The following is a 14,299-nucleotide window of genomic DNA, read 5'->3' on the forward strand; positions in this document are numbered from 1 at the left end:
TTATTTGCCGAAATCGACGGTTGGCGCGGTCGAGATGGCCTTCTCATTTTCCACCGTGAACGATGGCTTGACCTTGTAGCCGAAGACCATGGCCGTCAGGTTGTTCGGGAAGCTGCGCGCATGCACGTTGTAGTCTTGCACGGCGGTAATGTAACGCTGGCGCGCCACGGTGATGCGGTTTTCCGTGCCTTCCAGCTGCGACTGCAAGTCGCGGAAGCTGGTGTCGGCCTTCAAGTCCGGGTATTTCTCGGACACCACCATCAGGCGCGACAGGGCAGACGACAGTTGCCCCTGCACTTGCTGGAACTTTTCAAACGCGGCCGGGTCATTCAGCACTTCCGGCGTGATCTGGAAACTGGTGGCGGCGGCGCGCGCCTTGGTCACCGCTTCCAGCGTTTCCCGTTCGTGCGTAGCATAGCCCTTGACGGTGTTCACCAGGTTGGGGATCAGGTCGGCGCGGCGCTGGTACTGGTTGACCACTTCGCCCCAGGCGGCCTTGGTTGCCTCGTCCTTGCTCTGGAAGTCGTTGTAGCCGCAGCCCGTCAGGACGCCGGCCAGGACGGTGACGCTCAGCGCCAGGCGCAGCCATTTGGTGAATTGATTGGTGATTTGCATGATGGGTTCCGTGCGTAAAGGGGAGGTGAGGCAAATATACCTGAAACGGCACAAGATGTTGGTTTAATAAGCGCTCCAGACCGCTTCGGCGCGGGCGCGGACTGCCGTGGCAAGCCCGCGCCGCGTTACAATACGGGGTTTGCAACTGAATATAGAGAAGGTGTGCCGTGAATTTCATCAATAAATTATCCGCCGCGTGGACGGCCAATAATTCCCTGCTGTGCGTGGGACTGGACCCCGACCTGGCGAAGCTGCCGGCCGAATTGCGCGACTTGCCCGATGGAATCACGACCTTTTGCACGCGCATCATCGATGCCACGGCCGACCTGGCCTGCGCCTTCAAGCCGCAGATCGCGTATTTCGGCGCGCTGGGCGCGGAAAAACAGCTGGAAGACATTTGCCGCTACGTGCGCGAGAATTACCCGCACATCCCGCTGATCCTCGACGCGAAACGGGGCGACATCGGCGCCACGGCCACGCAATACGCGCGCGAAGCGTTCGAGCGCTACGGCGCCGACGCCGTCACCGTGAACCCCTACATGGGCGAGGATTCGCTCGACCCCTACCTGGCGTGGAGCGACCGCGGCGTGATCATCCTGTGCCGCACCTCGAACCCGGGCGGCTCGGACTTGCAATTCCTCGATACGGACGGCGTGCCGCTGTACCAGCGCGTGGCGCGCCTGGTGGCCGAGAAATGGAACAAGAACGGCCAGTGCGCGCTCGTCGTCGGCGCCACCTTCCCGGAGGAACTGGCACAGGTGCGCGCCATCGTCGGCGACATGCCTTTATTGGTGCCCGGCATCGGCGCCCAGGGCGGCGACATCGCCGCCACCGTCGGCGCGGGCCAGACGGCCAATGGCATGGGCATGATGATCAGCTCCTCGCGCGCCATCATCTACGCCACGCCGCAGGCTGGCGAAGACTTCGCCGATGCGGCGCGCCGCGTGGCGATTGAAACGCGCGATGCGATCAATGCCCATCGTTCGGTTTAAGTTGCATCCATAAAAAATGCCGGGCTAGCCCGGCATTTTTGATTGGTAGCTCGGCTTAGTCGCATGGCGTAAGCCGACATGGGTCGTCGTCGGCACTTGTCGGATTACGCTTCGCTAATCCGACCTGCCCGGGTTTCAGTCGCGCATGGGCGCGACCATCTCCGCATAGTCGTACAACTCTCCCAGAATTTCCTCCCCCCGCTCATCCACGGATTCCGACAGTACGTCGATTTCCGTAAACAGCATTTCGATGGTGCGGGCGCCGCCGTCGCCGTCGAACAGGCGGGCGGCCCGGTGCTGTTCCCAGCGCAGGCTTTCCGCTTCGCTCAGGGTGTGCGGGAAATTGCGGGCGCGGTAGCGGAACAGCAGTTCCTGCAGGCGCTCGTCGGCAAACGAGGGACGTGCCGTGGCCAGCTTGGCCGGCGTTTCGCGGCGCAGCGACTCGAGCAGGCGGCGGTCGTCGTTGCTGACGAAACCATTGTACAAATCTTCATCCACGTCCAGCGCGGTATTCGCTCCCGGACGCTGGAACACTTCGGCCCAGATGGCGTCCATGTTCGGCGCCGTGGCGGCGAATTGCGCGTTGATCTTCGCGGCGTCCACGTCGATGCCCCATTGCGCGGCCATGGCAGGCGACAGGGTCTTCAAATTACCGACCAGCATGGGCGACTTGTTCAGGTGTACGCTTTTCACGGGCAGGCGCGTCATGCCTTCGGGCATGGCGTCCTTGCGCGTAAACAGGCGCGTGCGGATGGTGTCCGCATCCAGGCTGAACAGTTCGCGCGGGTCGTACTGGCAATCCCACACGAGGATTTCATTTTTGTTGCTCGGATGCGTGGCCAGCGGCCAGACGACGCCCAAACAGCCCCGTTCGGCCGGGAACATGCCCGACACGTGCAGGAAGGGCTGGCGCTCGCTGGCGGCCAGGTGCATGCCCATTTCGCTGGCGACCTTGTCCTTCTTGTGCAGGGCCAGGCAGAATTCGAACAGTTTCGGCTGTTTTTCCCTGATCAGGCGCGCCAGGGCGATGGTGGCGCGCACGTCCGATAGCGCATCATGCGCCGCTTCGTGGACGAGGCCATTGGCCTTGCTCAGGTGTTCCAGCTTGAAGCTGGTCTGGCCATCGTCGCGCTTTGGCCATTCGATGCCTTCCGGGCGCAGCGCGTGCGTCATGCGCACGACGTCGAGGATGTCCCAGCGGCCGCAATGGTTCTTCCATTCGCGCGCATACGGGTCGATCAGGTTGCGCCAGAACAGGAAACGCGTCACTTCATCGTCGAAACGGATGGTGTTGTAGCCCACGCCGATGGTGCCCGGCTCGGAAAAAGCCGCTTCGATGGTGGCGGCGAACTGGTGCTCGGGCACGCCCAGTTGCAGGCATTGCTGCGGCGTGATGCCCGTGATCAGGCACGACTGTGGGTCGGGCAGGAAATCATTGGCAGGCTGGCAATACAGCATGATGGGTTCGCCGATCTCGTTGAGTTCGGCATCCGTGCGGATAGCGGCGAACTGGGCCGGGCGGTCGCGGCGCGGCTGGACGCCAAAGGTTTCGTAGTCGTGCCAAAGGAAAGTCTGCTTAGTCATTGATGGTCGTTGCTTATCGTGTGCTGATGGGTTGCTGAATGTTTTGTCCGGGCCGCTCAAGGCGTCATCGCTACAGTTTTCTGAAAACCTGCCGATACTACACGAGAGGATAGTCACCGTTGCGGTTTTCGCATGGTGTCATACATTGCCCGTTCAAGGAGGCCTATCGTGTCAATTCCCATCGCCGCAGGCGGCAATTCCGCCGCTTCCGTGAGTTCCATCAGTACTGGCGTTGCCGGCAAGGACGATAAAGTCCAGCAAAAGGACGCCAGCAAGACGGAAATGAGCGTTAACGACCGTACGAAGCTGCAATTGAACGCATCCATCATGCAGGCATCGCTGAACGTGTCGATCGGCGCGCAGAACGATCCGCTGGCGCTGGTCTACAAATCGGCCATCACCAGCATCAATGAAGCGTTGCAGGGACAGTACGGCGACGATGCGATCCAGAACGCGGCCTCGCAGGACAATAGCGCCGAAGCGACGGCGAGCCGTATTGTATCGCTGTCGACGGGGTTTTTTGACGCATTCAAAAAGCAGAATCCCGAGCTGGACGACGATGCCGCCCTGAGCAAGTTCATGGACACCATCAGTGGCGGCATGGAAAAAGGCTTCAAGGAGGCGCGCGACATCCTCGAGGGCTTGAAGGTGCTCGGCGGCGATATCGCCAGCAATATCGACAAGACCTATGCGCTGGTGCAGAAGGGCTATGCGGACTTCATCGCCGCGCACGGCAGCAAGAAGGATGACGCCGCCGCACCGGCCAAGCCGGCCGACAGCAAGGCGGCCTGAGACGATTGACGTCAGGCGCCCGAGAACATGTGCAGGCGCCATGGACGCTGCATCAGGTGCTTACTCTATTGCGGCCAGCCGCCTTGGCACGGTACAGGGCCGCATCGGCCGCCGCGATCAGGCCATGGTCGTCCTGCTCCCGGGCCAGGCTGGCCACGCCGAACGAGCCCGTGATGTGCGGCAGCGGGCTGCGCATGTCGTTGAAGATGATGGCTTGCTGCATGCGTTCGCACAGGCGCTGGGCCACGCGCAGGGCCACGTTTTCATTGGTATCGGGCAAGATTACCATCAATTCCTCGCCGCCGTAGCGCACGGCAAAATCCGTCGGCCGCAGGGCCGCGCCCAGCACTTGCGCGGCGATGCGCAGGGCCTGGTCGCCCGCCTGGTGGCCGTGCGTGTCGTTGAAGCGCTTGAAATGGTCGAGGTCGATCATGATCAGCGACAGCGGCGCGCCGCTGCCGTGGGCCGTGACGATCATATTCGGCAGCAGGTCCGTCAGCCAGGCGCGGTTGTACAGGCCCGTCAGGCTGTCGACCATCGATAGCTGGCGGTAGAATTCGCCCAGTTTCTGCCGGCGGCGCAGCAGGGCGTTGGCGGCGCGGATGCGGAAGGACAGCAGGCGCAGCAGGTTGCGCGCCAGGCCGTTCGACTGCTCGATCAATTCCCAGACGATGGCCGCGTCGATCACCAGCAAGTCGGTTTCTTCCAGTGCGGAAATAGCGGCCAGGTTGCTCGCTTCGTCGAGCACCGATTGTTCGCCCACGCTTTCGCCGGGCAAGACCTTGCTGACGGTGCCGTCATCCATGCCCGTATGGGTGTCGGCGGCCACGGCCAGCGAGCCGCGCAGGACGATGTACAGGCTGGCGCCGCGCGTGTCGGTAATGGCTTCGCCCGCTTCGAGGCGCATGACGGGGCAGGGGGCCAGCATGGCGGTCGTCCGGCTGTCCGCCCCATCGCGAAATAGCTGTAAATCGCCGATGTTGCAGCCTGAAGCACCAAAGTTGCCGATCTGTTCCACAATCACACTTTCAAAAAGCCGGCGCCCGCGAGCAACGTGCCGGTATCTTCATGATAGCGTAAAGCTGCCCCGGCCGTAACGGCAAAGGCTTGCTTGAGGTCACTTACTGTGAGAAATACGACAATTATTTCATTGTCGCGTTAATAAGCTGAAATGCTTGTGGTTTTGATAGCGTTGTTGCCGCTGGCGAAACGGTGCACCCGATGTGCAAAGGCAGCCTTGAACGGCTGCCTTGGTCTCTGGCAAAACTGCGGGTGGGGAATTACTCGGCCGCTTCTTCGACTTCCGTCGTATCGATCACGGCATTCTTGCCGGTGGCGTGGCGCTTGCTGTCTTGCAGGCGGCCCAGGGCGCTATCGATGGCGCGTTTCAGTTTGTCGGTGGCGCCGGCAACGGCTTGGTGCACGGTGGCGTTTTGTTCAGTGACGGCAATTGGTTGGTAGCCGGCAACGCGTGCTTCCATGACGCAGCGGATATCGTCCGCGCCGCCTTTCGGGCCGTTCGTATCGCTGAGGTGGACTTCGATGCGGGTCAGGTTGTCGCGGAAGCGGTTCAGTGCGGCTTCCAGTACGGATTGCACATGTTCGTTCAGTCCAGCGGTGTTGGCGATGGTGCTGTCGGTATGAATATTGATTTGCATATGCTTACTCCTGTCAATTCAAAAAAAACCCATCTCAGGCGCCATGCACGGCAGCGGTGCTGCTTGCTGCCAGGGCGCGTCGGCGCCTGGTTCTTGCCTCATACACATGACCTCGTGTATGTAACTTATCTTACTCCAGTTTCTACAATTTCAAGGGGTTTGCACGATTAAGATGGGCTTAACCCTACAGCCAGATCAAGTTTCCTCAAGGAATTTTTTGCGGCCCAGCGCCAGTCGCGCCCTGACGCCGTCTTCAGCCGTTAATCAGGCCGGCAGCGATATTGATGGACAGGCCCAGCACGACCAGGTTGAAGAAAAAGCTCAGCACGGATTGTCCCAGCACGATTTGCCGCATCATGCGCGTCTGCACGGACACGTCCGACGTTTGCACGGCCACGGCGATGGTGAACGAGAAATACAGGAAGTCCCAGTAATCGGGGTCGGGCTCGTCGTCGGGGAATTTCAGGGGGCGCAGTGCGGGGTCGGCCTGGTAAAACAGGTGCGCATAGTGAAAGCAGAACAGGGTGCCGACGAGGAACCACGAGCCGACCAGGGTCAGGATGGTGAGCGCGTAGTGCAGGGCCCGCTCATCGGCGGCCATGTCCTTCATGGACGACAGCTGCGAGATGATGGCTGCCAGGCTCATCACGGAAGCGACGGACAGGGCCGACAGGACCGTGGCGGCCCGTTCATCCTGGCGCTGCGCCATGGCCTTGACCTTGTGATGGTTGGCACGCATCATCATCCAGGCCATGGTCGCCAGGTAGAACCAGACGGCCACGTTCCAGGCCGTCAGCAGTCGCGTCATCTGTTGCCATGACGCCGGCAGCAGCAGGCCGGCCGCCACGCCGATGGCGGTGGCCAGGCTCAGGTGCGGACGGCTGCGGATGAAGCTGTGAAACGGAAGCGTGATTTTCATGGCGCGGTGACCTCAGTGGCGATAGCGCATCTTAGCCCTTAAGTCGTGGTCGCGGTGGCCGCCCTGGAGGCCGCCTCCTTCTCGTGGTGGGGGAAGCGGTCCATGCGCGACAGCACGGGGAACAGCACGGCCCACACGCCCGTCACTCACGGCCAGGGTGGCGGCGCCGCCGAAGAGGACGGCGCGCACGAGACCGAACCAGCCGGCCGTCAGGCCCGATTCGAACTCGCCCAGTTCGTTCGAGGCGCCAATGAAGACGGCATTCACGGCGCTGACACGGCCGCGTATCTCGTCGGGCGTCTCGAACTGCACCAGCAGGTGGCGGATGTAGACGCTGACCATGTCGCCGGCGCCCATCAGGAACAGCGCCACCAGGGCCAGCGGGAAATAGCTGGTGCTGCCCAGCACCAGGGTGCCCAGGCCGAACACGGCCACGCCGCCGAACATCCAGGCGCCGACCCGGCGCGTGATGGGGAAGCAGGCCAGCGCGATCGAGCACAGGGCCGCGCCGGCGCCGGGCGCCGTGCGCAGCAGGCCCAGGCCGCTGGGGCCGATATGCAGCACGTCGTGCGCGAGCGCCGGCAGCAGGGCCGTGGCGCCGCCGAACAGCACGGCGAACAGGTCGAGCGAGATGGCGCCCAGCACGATCGGTTTCGACCAGACGAAGCGCAAGCCTTCGAGCAGGGTGTGCCAGCTGACGGGTTCGCGTTTCACCAGTTGCGGCGCCGGCGTGGTGGCGTGCATCAGCAGGACGGACGCGACCAGCAGTGCGGACGAGATCAGGTACACCACCTTGGGGCCGAAGTAGTACAGCAGGCCGCCCAGGGTGGGGCCGAGGATGATGGCCACGTGCGAACTCGAGGAGCTGAGTGCCAGGGCGCGGCTGAAGTGCTGCGTCGGCACCATGTTCACCAGCACGGCTTGCGTGGCCGGCATCATGAAGGCGCGCGCGCTGCCGAACAGCACCAGCACGGCAAACACGGGCCAGACGATGGCGAGGCCGCTGACGGTGAACGCCAGCAGGGCCAGCGCGCACGCCAGCTGCGCCGCCAGGCACCAGGCGATGATGTTGCGGCGGTTGTAGCGGTCGGCCACGTGGCCGGCGGGCAAGATCAGCACAAGGAAGGGCGCGAACTGCGCCAGGCCGATCAGTCCCAGGTCGAACAGGCTGCCCGTGATCTGATACACCTGCCAGCCGATGGCCACGCTTTGCATCTGCACGGCCACCGTGCCCAGTACGCGGGCCGACAGGTAGCAGGCGAAGTTGCGGTGGCGCAAGATACTGAAGCCGTTGCCGGCGGAGGCGAGAGACATGATATTTCCAGGGAACAGCGGGGTGGCAGGGGCGGCGTGGCGGCGGCGGGGCGCCGCACCAGCAGCGCCCCGCTGTCTGGACGGTGGCTGCCTACTTGGCCAGGTCGGCTTCGGTGGTGAAGGCGTCCGCGTAGAACTCGTCGTCGGGCAGGCCGCATTGCTGCACGAAATCGCGCTTGGCCGAATCGACCATCACGGGTGCGCCGCACGCATATACCTGGTGGCCGGACAGGTCGGGCAAGTCGGCGATGACGGCCTGGTGCACGAAGCCCGTGCGGCCGCTCCATGCGTCTTCCGGCAAGGCTTCCGAGACGACGGGCACATACGTGAACTGCGGCAAGTCGGCGGCCCACTGGCGGCACAGCGCATCCATGTACAGGTCGTGCGGACGGCGGCCGCCCCAGTACAGGGTGATCGGGCGCGTCGACTGTGCATGGATCATGTGCTCGACGATGGCTTTCAGCGGGGCGAAGCCCGTGCCCGAGGCCAGCAGCACGACGGGCTTGTCGGAGTCGTCGCGCAGGAAGAAGGTGCCCATCGGCCCTTCGAAGCGCAGGATGTCGCGTTCCTTCAGCGTGGTAAACACCTGGTCGGTGAACAGGCCGCCCGGGATATGGCGGATGTGCAGGGTCACGGGGCCGCCGTCGCTCGGTGCGCTGGCCATGCTGTACGAGCGGCGCTTGCCGTCGCGCAGCATGAATTCGATATACTGTCCGGCGCGGTACTGCAGGCGCTCGCTGGCCGGCAGCTGCAGGGTCAGCACGACGACGTCGGGCGCCACTTTCTCGATCGTCGTCACGCGCGACGGCATCTTCTTGATCGGATAGTCGCTGCTGCCGGCCACTTCGCGCGCCTCGATGACGAGGTCGGCTTGCGTGGTGGCGCAGCAGAACAGGGAAAAGCCGGCCGCTTCTTCTTCCGGCGTCAGGGCGCGCTGCTGGTGCGCCTTGTGCTGTACGCTGCCGGCGACAACCTTGCCCTTGCAGGAGCCGCAGGCGCCGTTTTTACAGCCATAGGGCAAGCCCACGCCGGCGCGGATCGCCGCCGCCAGCACGGTTTCGTCCGCCTCGCAGCTGAATTGGTGGCCGCTGGGCTGAACAGTAACTTGAAAAGTCATACAATCCTTGAGATGAAAAATATGTTAATGCATTCTTTGCGCAAGCCGGTGGGGCTGCCGCGCCTGCTGATACTGGGCTGTGGCGACGTCGGCATGCGGCTGTTGCCCTTGCTGCGCGCGCGCTTTCGCGTCTTTGCCGTCACCAGCCAGCCGGGGCGCTGTGCGCAGCTCCGTGAGGCCGGCGCCGTGCCCATCGTGGCCAACCTCGACGACCGCGCCAGCCTGCAACGGCTGGCGGGGCTGGCATCCATGGTGGTGCACCTGGCGCCGCCCCTGTCGTCCGGCTTGCTGGACCGGCGCACGCGGAATCTGGCCGCCATTTTACCCGAGCATGCGCGGATGGTGTATGTGAGCACCAGCGGCGTGTATGGCGACTGCGGCGGCGCCACGGTGGCGGAAACGCGGCCCGTGGCGCCGGCCAATGCGCGCGCGAAGCGGCGCGTCGATGCGGAGCAGGTCTTGCGGGCCTGGGGCGCGCGCCGCGGCGCCAGCGTCGCCATCCTGCGCGTGCCCGGCATTTATGCGGACGACCGCTTGCCCCTGAAACGCTTGCGTGAAGGCACGCCGGCGCTGGCCGAGGCCGATGACGTGTACACCAACCATATCCACGCCGACGACCTGGCGCGCATCATCGAGCGGGCCCTGTGGCGGGGCAGGCCGGGGCGCATGTATCACGCCAGCGATGACAGCGAACTGAAAATGGCGGAATATTTCGATGCCGTGGCCGATACCTTCGGCCTGCCGCGCCCGCCGCGCCTGCCCCGGGCGGCGCTGCAGCAAGCGGTCACGCCGATGTTGCTGTCGTTCATGTCCGAGTCGCGCCGCATGGACAATCGCCGCATGAAGCGCGAGCTGGGCGTGCGCCTGCGCTACCCGCGCGTGGCCGATGCCTTGCAATCGATGTCGGACGGCAAGGCCGGCATCAGTTAAAATGGCCGGTTATTTTCGCATTTTGCACTGACCGGCGCGCCGCGCGCCGGGCCTGACGCGCGCCATCTACTAAAGGAATACAGCATGACCACCCTCACTTACGAAGAATACCTGGACGAGGTCACCACCGTCCTGACGGAACTGTATGACCTCGATGACGAGGCCGCCATCAAGCTGGTCGTGGCAGCGCAGGATGCCGAATTTTTCGTGCCGCACGATGCACATGAGGAAATGCGCACCGTGGAGCAGGCAAAGAAGGATGCGGTGACCCTGTTCGAGCGCAAGCAGAACCGCCAGCAAACGCAGGAAAAGCAGCAGCAGCGGGTACGCCAGCAGAAGAAATGACGGCAGGCCAGCGGCGACCGCTCCTCAGGCCGCCGCTGGCCTGAAGCCGCGGCGCCCCGGCGCAATACCGGGGGGGCCGGACTTTGATGCAGCGCAAACGTGTCAGGGCGGCGTGGCGATATGGTGGGCGATGTCGTCACATGTGCCGTGTCGGCATGGTTCTTACCGCAATTCATCGCGCTGGCCGGTCACGCGCCGGCGCGACGGGAGCAGCTGATGCATCAGACGAGTCATCCCAGCAAGGAGCAAGTGCGTGCCTACATGCGCCGCCGCGAACACGCGCGGCAGCCGCCTCCGCCACCCGATGAAATCCGCCGGCAACTGGCCTGGTGCCGCGTGGATGCCAGGACGGGCGCCGGCCTGGGCATGACGCCGGCCGGCGTGGCCGCGCGCGGCTGGCATTTATCGGCCGACATGGCCCGCCTGAGCACCCTCATGGCCATAGCCTGGTTCATGCATAGCGGTGTTGCTCATCGTAAAAATTGATGACTTGCAGCAAATTTTTCCATTTTGAGTTATCCTCTAGCACATTCCAAGTGCGTCAATTCTCTTCAATTATCACAATTTTGCTTTAAGTTACGCAAAAATCAACAATAGCGTGTATTATATTGTTTGCGGAATAAAAACCGCATAAGTGATGGCGCTTTTTAGTGTGTTTACCCTGAATTATTGCAAAAGCGACATTCGGTTTCTTTTTGCATTAATACAACAAGTACGGATTTTCGATTATGTCTCTCAAACAAATTACCTCTTTGCCTACCTACAACCCGAATCGCGTCCTCGATGCGATCATCGACAAGCTGCAGCTGAAAAATGATGCCGCCCTGTCGCGAGCACTGGAAGTGGCGCCACCCGTTATCAGCAAGATTCGTCACAACACCTTGCCGATCGGCGCCACGATCCTCATCCGCATGCATGAAATCAGCGATTTCAGCATTCGTGAGCTGCGCGAGTTGATGGCTGCCTAAGAGCGCCTGACAGACGGCAAACTGAGAGGTGCCGTCTGCGTTAGTCAAGCTTGCCGCGTGCGGCAGCCATACCTGTCTTCCGGTTTTCTATTGCGTGTCCGGGCTCAGAGTCGGACGATCTGTATAGAAGCGCCCTGTTTCCAGGCCAGTCGGGGATGACTCGACCAGCGCTGCGGCCAGTTTGCCGGGCGCGCTGGAAAAAGCGGTTTGCGCGGCACCGGTAGCGCGGCCCGAATACGCCGTCGCTTGTACCGCTGCACTGGAAAACGCCGTTTGCACGGCCCGTCCCGAATATGCCGTCGCCTGCACGGCTGCGCTGGAAAATGCCGTTTGCACGGCCCGGCCCGAGTATGCGGTCGCCTGTACCGCCGCGCTGGAAAATGCCGTCGCCTGTACTGCCGCACTGGAAAACGCCGCCTGCACGGCGCGTCCCGAATATGCCGTCTCTGCACGGATGTAATCTTCGCCGAATGTCTGCTCGTACAACTGTTTCATGCGCTCGCCCACGCGGTGGTGCGCCGCTTCGTCGTCTTCGCCGCGCAGGCCGATGTAGGGGAAATGGTGCAGGAAGTAGCCAAAGACTTGCTGGCAATCGGCCGCATATTTCAGCGTGTCGAGAATATGATAGTGCCAGAAGGTGTCGACATCCATCAGCGGCGCCGTTTCTTCCTGCGGGAACTGCTTCATGAGGATGAGGAAGCGGCGATACTCGAACTCCACCGCATTGGCCTTGTCCAGGCTCCATCCCTCGCCGGATTCCCGGTGCATCAGCTTGACCTTGATCGCGTCCAAATTCAAATCGGCAATTGCCTTGAAACTGTCGTTCGTATCCATGAATGTCCTTTGATAAACAGTGTTGGGGAAAGTACGGCGAAGAAACGGAGAGGCTGGCGGTGTGAACTCCTGGCTAGTGGCAGAGGAATGCCTGGCCCATGGCGGGCAGGCGCTGTGAGTTGTTCTACGTCAATATTGCATCTAATTACAAAATATGCAAGCTGAGCTTGCTTGAAGTGCGCCGCATCCCTCAGGCGTTGGCCCGGCTTTCTTCCTGGTAGGGGAAGCGGGTGGCATCGGCGCTCAGCGGCACGCTGACATGCACGCTCATGCCGGCGCCGGGACTGCTCTCGATATAGAAGGTGCCGCCCAGCAGCTTGATGCGTTCCTCGATGCCGACCAGGCCAAACGAGCCCAGCTTGTTGCGTCCGTCGATGGCCGCGCCCACGCCGTTGTCGCTGATGCTCATCGACACCGTGTCGCGGCATTTCTCCAGCTTGACTTGCACGCGGCTGGCATTGGCGTGCTGGGAAATGTTGCTCAGCGATTCTTGCAGGATGCGGAACAGCGCCGTCGCGCACTGGTCGCTCAGGCAAATGTCGTCATGGCTCTCGCTTACTTCACAGGCGATGCCCGTGCGCAGGCGGAACTGCGCCACCTGCCATTCGACGGCCGCATTCACGCCCAGGTCGAGTACGGTAGGGCGCAAGTCGTTGATGATCTGGCGCACGCTCTTGATGGTGACGTCGATCTGATCCAGGGTAGAGCGGGCGCGGGCGTTCAGGCGCGGGTGGCGCCGCTGCGTGCGCGAGGCCAGCATGTCGGCGTCGATGCGCAGCACCAGCAGGTTCTGGCCCAGGTCATCGTGAATTTCGCGCGCGATGCGCTTGCGCTCCTCTTCCTTGATCTGGTCGGCATGGGCCGCCAGGCGGCGCAGTTTCTGGTGCGACAGCTGCAAGCGGATCTGGCTGGCCCGCAATTCTTCCGTCATGCCGTTCGCCATCTGGATGGCGCGCCGGCGCGACGAGGCCAGCGTGTGGAACAAGGTGTACAGCAGCATGGCGCTGGTAAAGCCGATCAGCAGGGCCAGCCACGGCAGGAAGGCGTCGAAGCGTGTATACAAGTCGTTCTTGCGCACGCTGAACAGCGCTTGCCAGACGCGGCCATTGTGCTCGATCAGCATCGTGCTGCTCAGAAACTTGCCTGAGCTGCCAGGCTGCCACCAGGGCGCGTGCAGGCCCGCCGCGCTGTCAAAGATGGGGCGCATGTCGTGCGGCAAGTCCAGCGGGGTGCGCGCTTGCGGGCCGATATCGAACAGGGTCAGGCGGACATTGCGTACCGGCATGTCGGTCAGCGTGTTGCGCACCATCGTCACCAGATCGTAGCCGATGCCGACCGAGCCCTGGTGGGCCGCGCGCCGCTGTTCCACGGTGTCGGTCGGCATGCCGATGCGGTACACGGGCAGGCGCATGGCCATGCCCGTTAGCTGCGGCCGGCTCTGCATCGGCACGGGCATGCCGGAATTGCTGATGTGACTGGAGTCGCGCGACTGCGCCAGCGCCTCGGCGATCAGGGGGCGCGCAGAGATGTCGTAGCCATATTTATCCGTGGCGCTGGCGATCGGCTCGATGTACACGAGCACGGAATAGTGTTCGCGCGGCCCGGGCGGGTGGATGGCGAAGGCGGGGTAGCCATCGCGCCCGGCCGGATAATCGCGCCGCATGGCCGCCTCGAACGCGGGATATTGCGCCGCGCTCACTTCCTGGGCGTAATTGAGATTCATCACGCCGGGAAAATTTTGCTTCAAGTCCATATTCGCCACGTAGCGGTGGAATTGCTCGCGGCTCACATGTTCGTTGGCGCGGAACAGGCTGGCCGCGCCGCGCAGCAGGTCGGCATACGATTTGACGCGCGATTCGATGTTTTGCCTGGCGTTGCGCGCCAGATTGTTGAACAGTTCGCTGGCATCGTTCTCGATCGACAGCGAGGCGGCCATGTAGAACAGCATGCCTACCATCAGCGACAGCATGAAACCGAGCAGCCACAGCGGTTTTTTTTCAGGGGATAACTGTTGCTCGCCGGCAGTAGAGGACATCGCAATCCGCATCAGGAGGTGGAATCGGGTGCCGCCTGAGGGGCGGTGGCCTTGCTGGCTTGCACAAGCACAATTGTAAATTGCTCAATAGGTGCACAATATACAAAACTATTGTTAATGTAGTCAACTGGCAATGTTTCTCTTGTAAAGCATCGGCTTGAAACGAAAAAAAACCGCCGCAGCGGTTTTTTCGTGG

The 14,299-nt window shown here is 62.5% G+C and carries 14 protein-coding genes and 1 pseudogene; 6 read left to right on the top strand and 9 right to left on the bottom strand.

Annotated features, from left to right (window positions below; genetic code table 11):
- Positions 1 to 615, bottom strand: coding sequence for a LemA family protein (locus AC1RDJ_RS11775; protein WP_071325023.1), 615 nt, complete (start codon positions 613 to 615; stop codon positions 1 to 3).
- A 167-nt stretch (positions 616 to 782) separates the two neighbouring features.
- On the opposite strand from AC1RDJ_RS11775, the gene pyrF reads away from it, so the two are divergent.
- Entirely contained in the window at positions 783 to 1,607 is an 825-nt protein-coding gene (gene pyrF, locus AC1RDJ_RS11780) for an orotidine-5'-phosphate decarboxylase (protein ID WP_289888408.1), read from the top strand.
- Positions 1,608 to 1,742: 135 nt separating this feature from the next.
- On the opposite strand, the gene sbcB is transcribed toward pyrF, so the two are convergent.
- Positions 1,743 to 3,191, bottom strand: a complete 1,449-nt coding sequence (sbcB, locus tag AC1RDJ_RS11785) for an exodeoxyribonuclease I (protein WP_071325021.1) — start codon at positions 3,189 to 3,191, stop codon at positions 1,743 to 1,745.
- A gap of 168 nt (positions 3,192 to 3,359) precedes the next feature.
- Between sbcB and AC1RDJ_RS11790 the strand changes: the two genes are divergently transcribed.
- Positions 3,360 to 3,983, top strand: coding sequence for a DUF5610 domain-containing protein (locus tag AC1RDJ_RS11790; protein WP_493027533.1), 624 nt, complete (start codon positions 3,360 to 3,362; stop codon positions 3,981 to 3,983).
- Positions 3,984 to 4,035: 52 nt separating this feature from the next.
- Here AC1RDJ_RS11790 and AC1RDJ_RS11795 read toward each other — a convergent pair whose 3' ends face one another.
- The 5 genes and pseudogenes from AC1RDJ_RS11795 to AC1RDJ_RS11815 all read right to left on the bottom strand — a co-directional run bounded on the left by AC1RDJ_RS11795 (position 4,036) and on the right by AC1RDJ_RS11815 (position 8,991).
- Positions 4,036 to 5,001: a GGDEF domain-containing protein gene (locus tag AC1RDJ_RS11795; protein ID WP_071326653.1), complete on the bottom strand. Its 966-nt coding sequence runs from the start codon at positions 4,999 to 5,001 to the stop codon at positions 4,036 to 4,038.
- Between the two features lie 262 nt (positions 5,002 to 5,263).
- Entirely contained in the window at positions 5,264 to 5,641 is a 378-nt protein-coding gene (locus AC1RDJ_RS11800; RefSeq protein ID WP_071325019.1) for an HPF/RaiA family ribosome-associated protein, read from the bottom strand.
- A 253-nt stretch (positions 5,642 to 5,894) separates the two neighbouring features.
- Positions 5,895 to 6,560: a DUF1345 domain-containing protein gene (locus tag AC1RDJ_RS11805; protein ID WP_071325018.1), complete on the bottom strand. Its 666-nt coding sequence runs from the start codon at positions 6,558 to 6,560 to the stop codon at positions 5,895 to 5,897.
- A gap of 38 nt (positions 6,561 to 6,598) precedes the next feature.
- Positions 6,599 to 7,874, bottom strand: a pseudogene (locus AC1RDJ_RS11810) (MFS transporter).
- A gap of 91 nt (positions 7,875 to 7,965) precedes the next feature.
- Positions 7,966 to 8,991 carry a CDP-6-deoxy-delta-3,4-glucoseen reductase gene (locus AC1RDJ_RS11815; RefSeq protein WP_289888414.1) on the bottom strand — a complete coding sequence of 342 codons (1,026 nt, stop codon included), beginning with the start codon at positions 8,989 to 8,991 and terminating at the stop codon, positions 7,966 to 7,968.
- A gap of 12 nt (positions 8,992 to 9,003) precedes the next feature.
- Between AC1RDJ_RS11815 and AC1RDJ_RS11820 the strand changes: the two genes are divergently transcribed.
- From AC1RDJ_RS11820 to AC1RDJ_RS11835, 4 genes are all read left to right on the top strand, one after another.
- On the top strand, positions 9,004 to 9,921 hold the full coding sequence (locus AC1RDJ_RS11820) for an SDR family oxidoreductase (RefSeq protein ID WP_493027534.1): 918 nt from the start codon (positions 9,004 to 9,006) through the stop codon (positions 9,919 to 9,921).
- An 84-nt stretch (positions 9,922 to 10,005) separates the two neighbouring features.
- Positions 10,006 to 10,266: a hypothetical protein gene (locus tag AC1RDJ_RS11825; RefSeq protein ID WP_071325014.1), complete on the top strand. Its 261-nt coding sequence runs from the start codon at positions 10,006 to 10,008 to the stop codon at positions 10,264 to 10,266.
- A gap of 216 nt (positions 10,267 to 10,482) precedes the next feature.
- Complete coding sequence (locus AC1RDJ_RS11830) at positions 10,483 to 10,752, top strand: hypothetical protein (RefSeq protein WP_493027535.1); 270 nt, start codon at positions 10,483 to 10,485, stop codon at positions 10,750 to 10,752.
- A 242-nt stretch (positions 10,753 to 10,994) separates the two neighbouring features.
- Complete coding sequence (locus AC1RDJ_RS11835; protein WP_029496207.1) at positions 10,995 to 11,234, top strand: hypothetical protein; 240 nt, start codon at positions 10,995 to 10,997, stop codon at positions 11,232 to 11,234.
- Positions 11,235 to 11,321: 87 nt separating this feature from the next.
- Here the strand turns inward: AC1RDJ_RS11835 and AC1RDJ_RS11840 are convergent, their stop codons facing one another.
- Positions 11,322 to 12,068, bottom strand: coding sequence for a glycine-rich domain-containing protein (locus AC1RDJ_RS11840; RefSeq protein WP_071325012.1), 747 nt, complete (start codon positions 12,066 to 12,068; stop codon positions 11,322 to 11,324).
- Positions 12,069 to 12,258: 190 nt separating this feature from the next.
- Positions 12,259 to 14,103 carry a CHASE domain-containing protein gene (locus AC1RDJ_RS11845; protein ID WP_232250953.1) on the bottom strand — a complete coding sequence of 615 codons (1,845 nt, stop codon included), beginning with the start codon at positions 14,101 to 14,103 and terminating at the stop codon, positions 12,259 to 12,261.
- Between the last annotated feature and the right edge of the window lie 196 nt (positions 14,104 to 14,299).

Source organism: Janthinobacterium sp. GW822-FHT07H10, assembly GCF_058798675.1.

What these genes read in the sequence shown, in the direction of transcription:
- sbcB (WP_071325021.1), bottom strand. Translation starts at nt 3,191, where the DNA reads ATGACTAAGCAGACTTTCCTTTGGCACGACTACGAAACCTTTGGCGTC.
- AC1RDJ_RS11830 (WP_493027535.1), top strand. Translation starts at nt 10,483, where the DNA reads ATGCATCAGACGAGTCATCCCAGCAAGGAGCAAGTGCGTGCCTACATG.
- AC1RDJ_RS11815 (WP_289888414.1), bottom strand. Translation starts at nt 8,991, where the DNA reads ATGACTTTTCAAGTTACTGTTCAGCCCAGCGGCCACCAATTCAGCTGC.
- AC1RDJ_RS11840 (WP_071325012.1), bottom strand. Translation starts at nt 12,068, where the DNA reads ATGGATACGAACGACAGTTTCAAGGCAATTGCCGATTTGAATTTGGAC.
- AC1RDJ_RS11835 (WP_029496207.1), top strand. Translation starts at nt 10,995, where the DNA reads ATGTCTCTCAAACAAATTACCTCTTTGCCTACCTACAACCCGAATCGC.
- AC1RDJ_RS11820 (WP_493027534.1), top strand. Translation starts at nt 9,004, where the DNA reads ATGAAAAATATGTTAATGCATTCTTTGCGCAAGCCGGTGGGGCTGCCG.
- AC1RDJ_RS11805 (WP_071325018.1), bottom strand. Translation starts at nt 6,560, where the DNA reads ATGAAAATCACGCTTCCGTTTCACAGCTTCATCCGCAGCCGTCCGCAC.
- AC1RDJ_RS11845 (WP_232250953.1), bottom strand. Translation starts at nt 14,103, where the DNA reads ATGTCCTCTACTGCCGGCGAGCAACAGTTATCCCCTGAAAAAAAACCG.
- AC1RDJ_RS11825 (WP_071325014.1), top strand. Translation starts at nt 10,006, where the DNA reads ATGACCACCCTCACTTACGAAGAATACCTGGACGAGGTCACCACCGTC.
- AC1RDJ_RS11800 (WP_071325019.1), bottom strand. Translation starts at nt 5,641, where the DNA reads ATGCAAATCAATATTCATACCGACAGCACCATCGCCAACACCGCTGGA.
- AC1RDJ_RS11775 (WP_071325023.1), bottom strand. Translation starts at nt 615, where the DNA reads ATGCAAATCACCAATCAATTCACCAAATGGCTGCGCCTGGCGCTGAGC.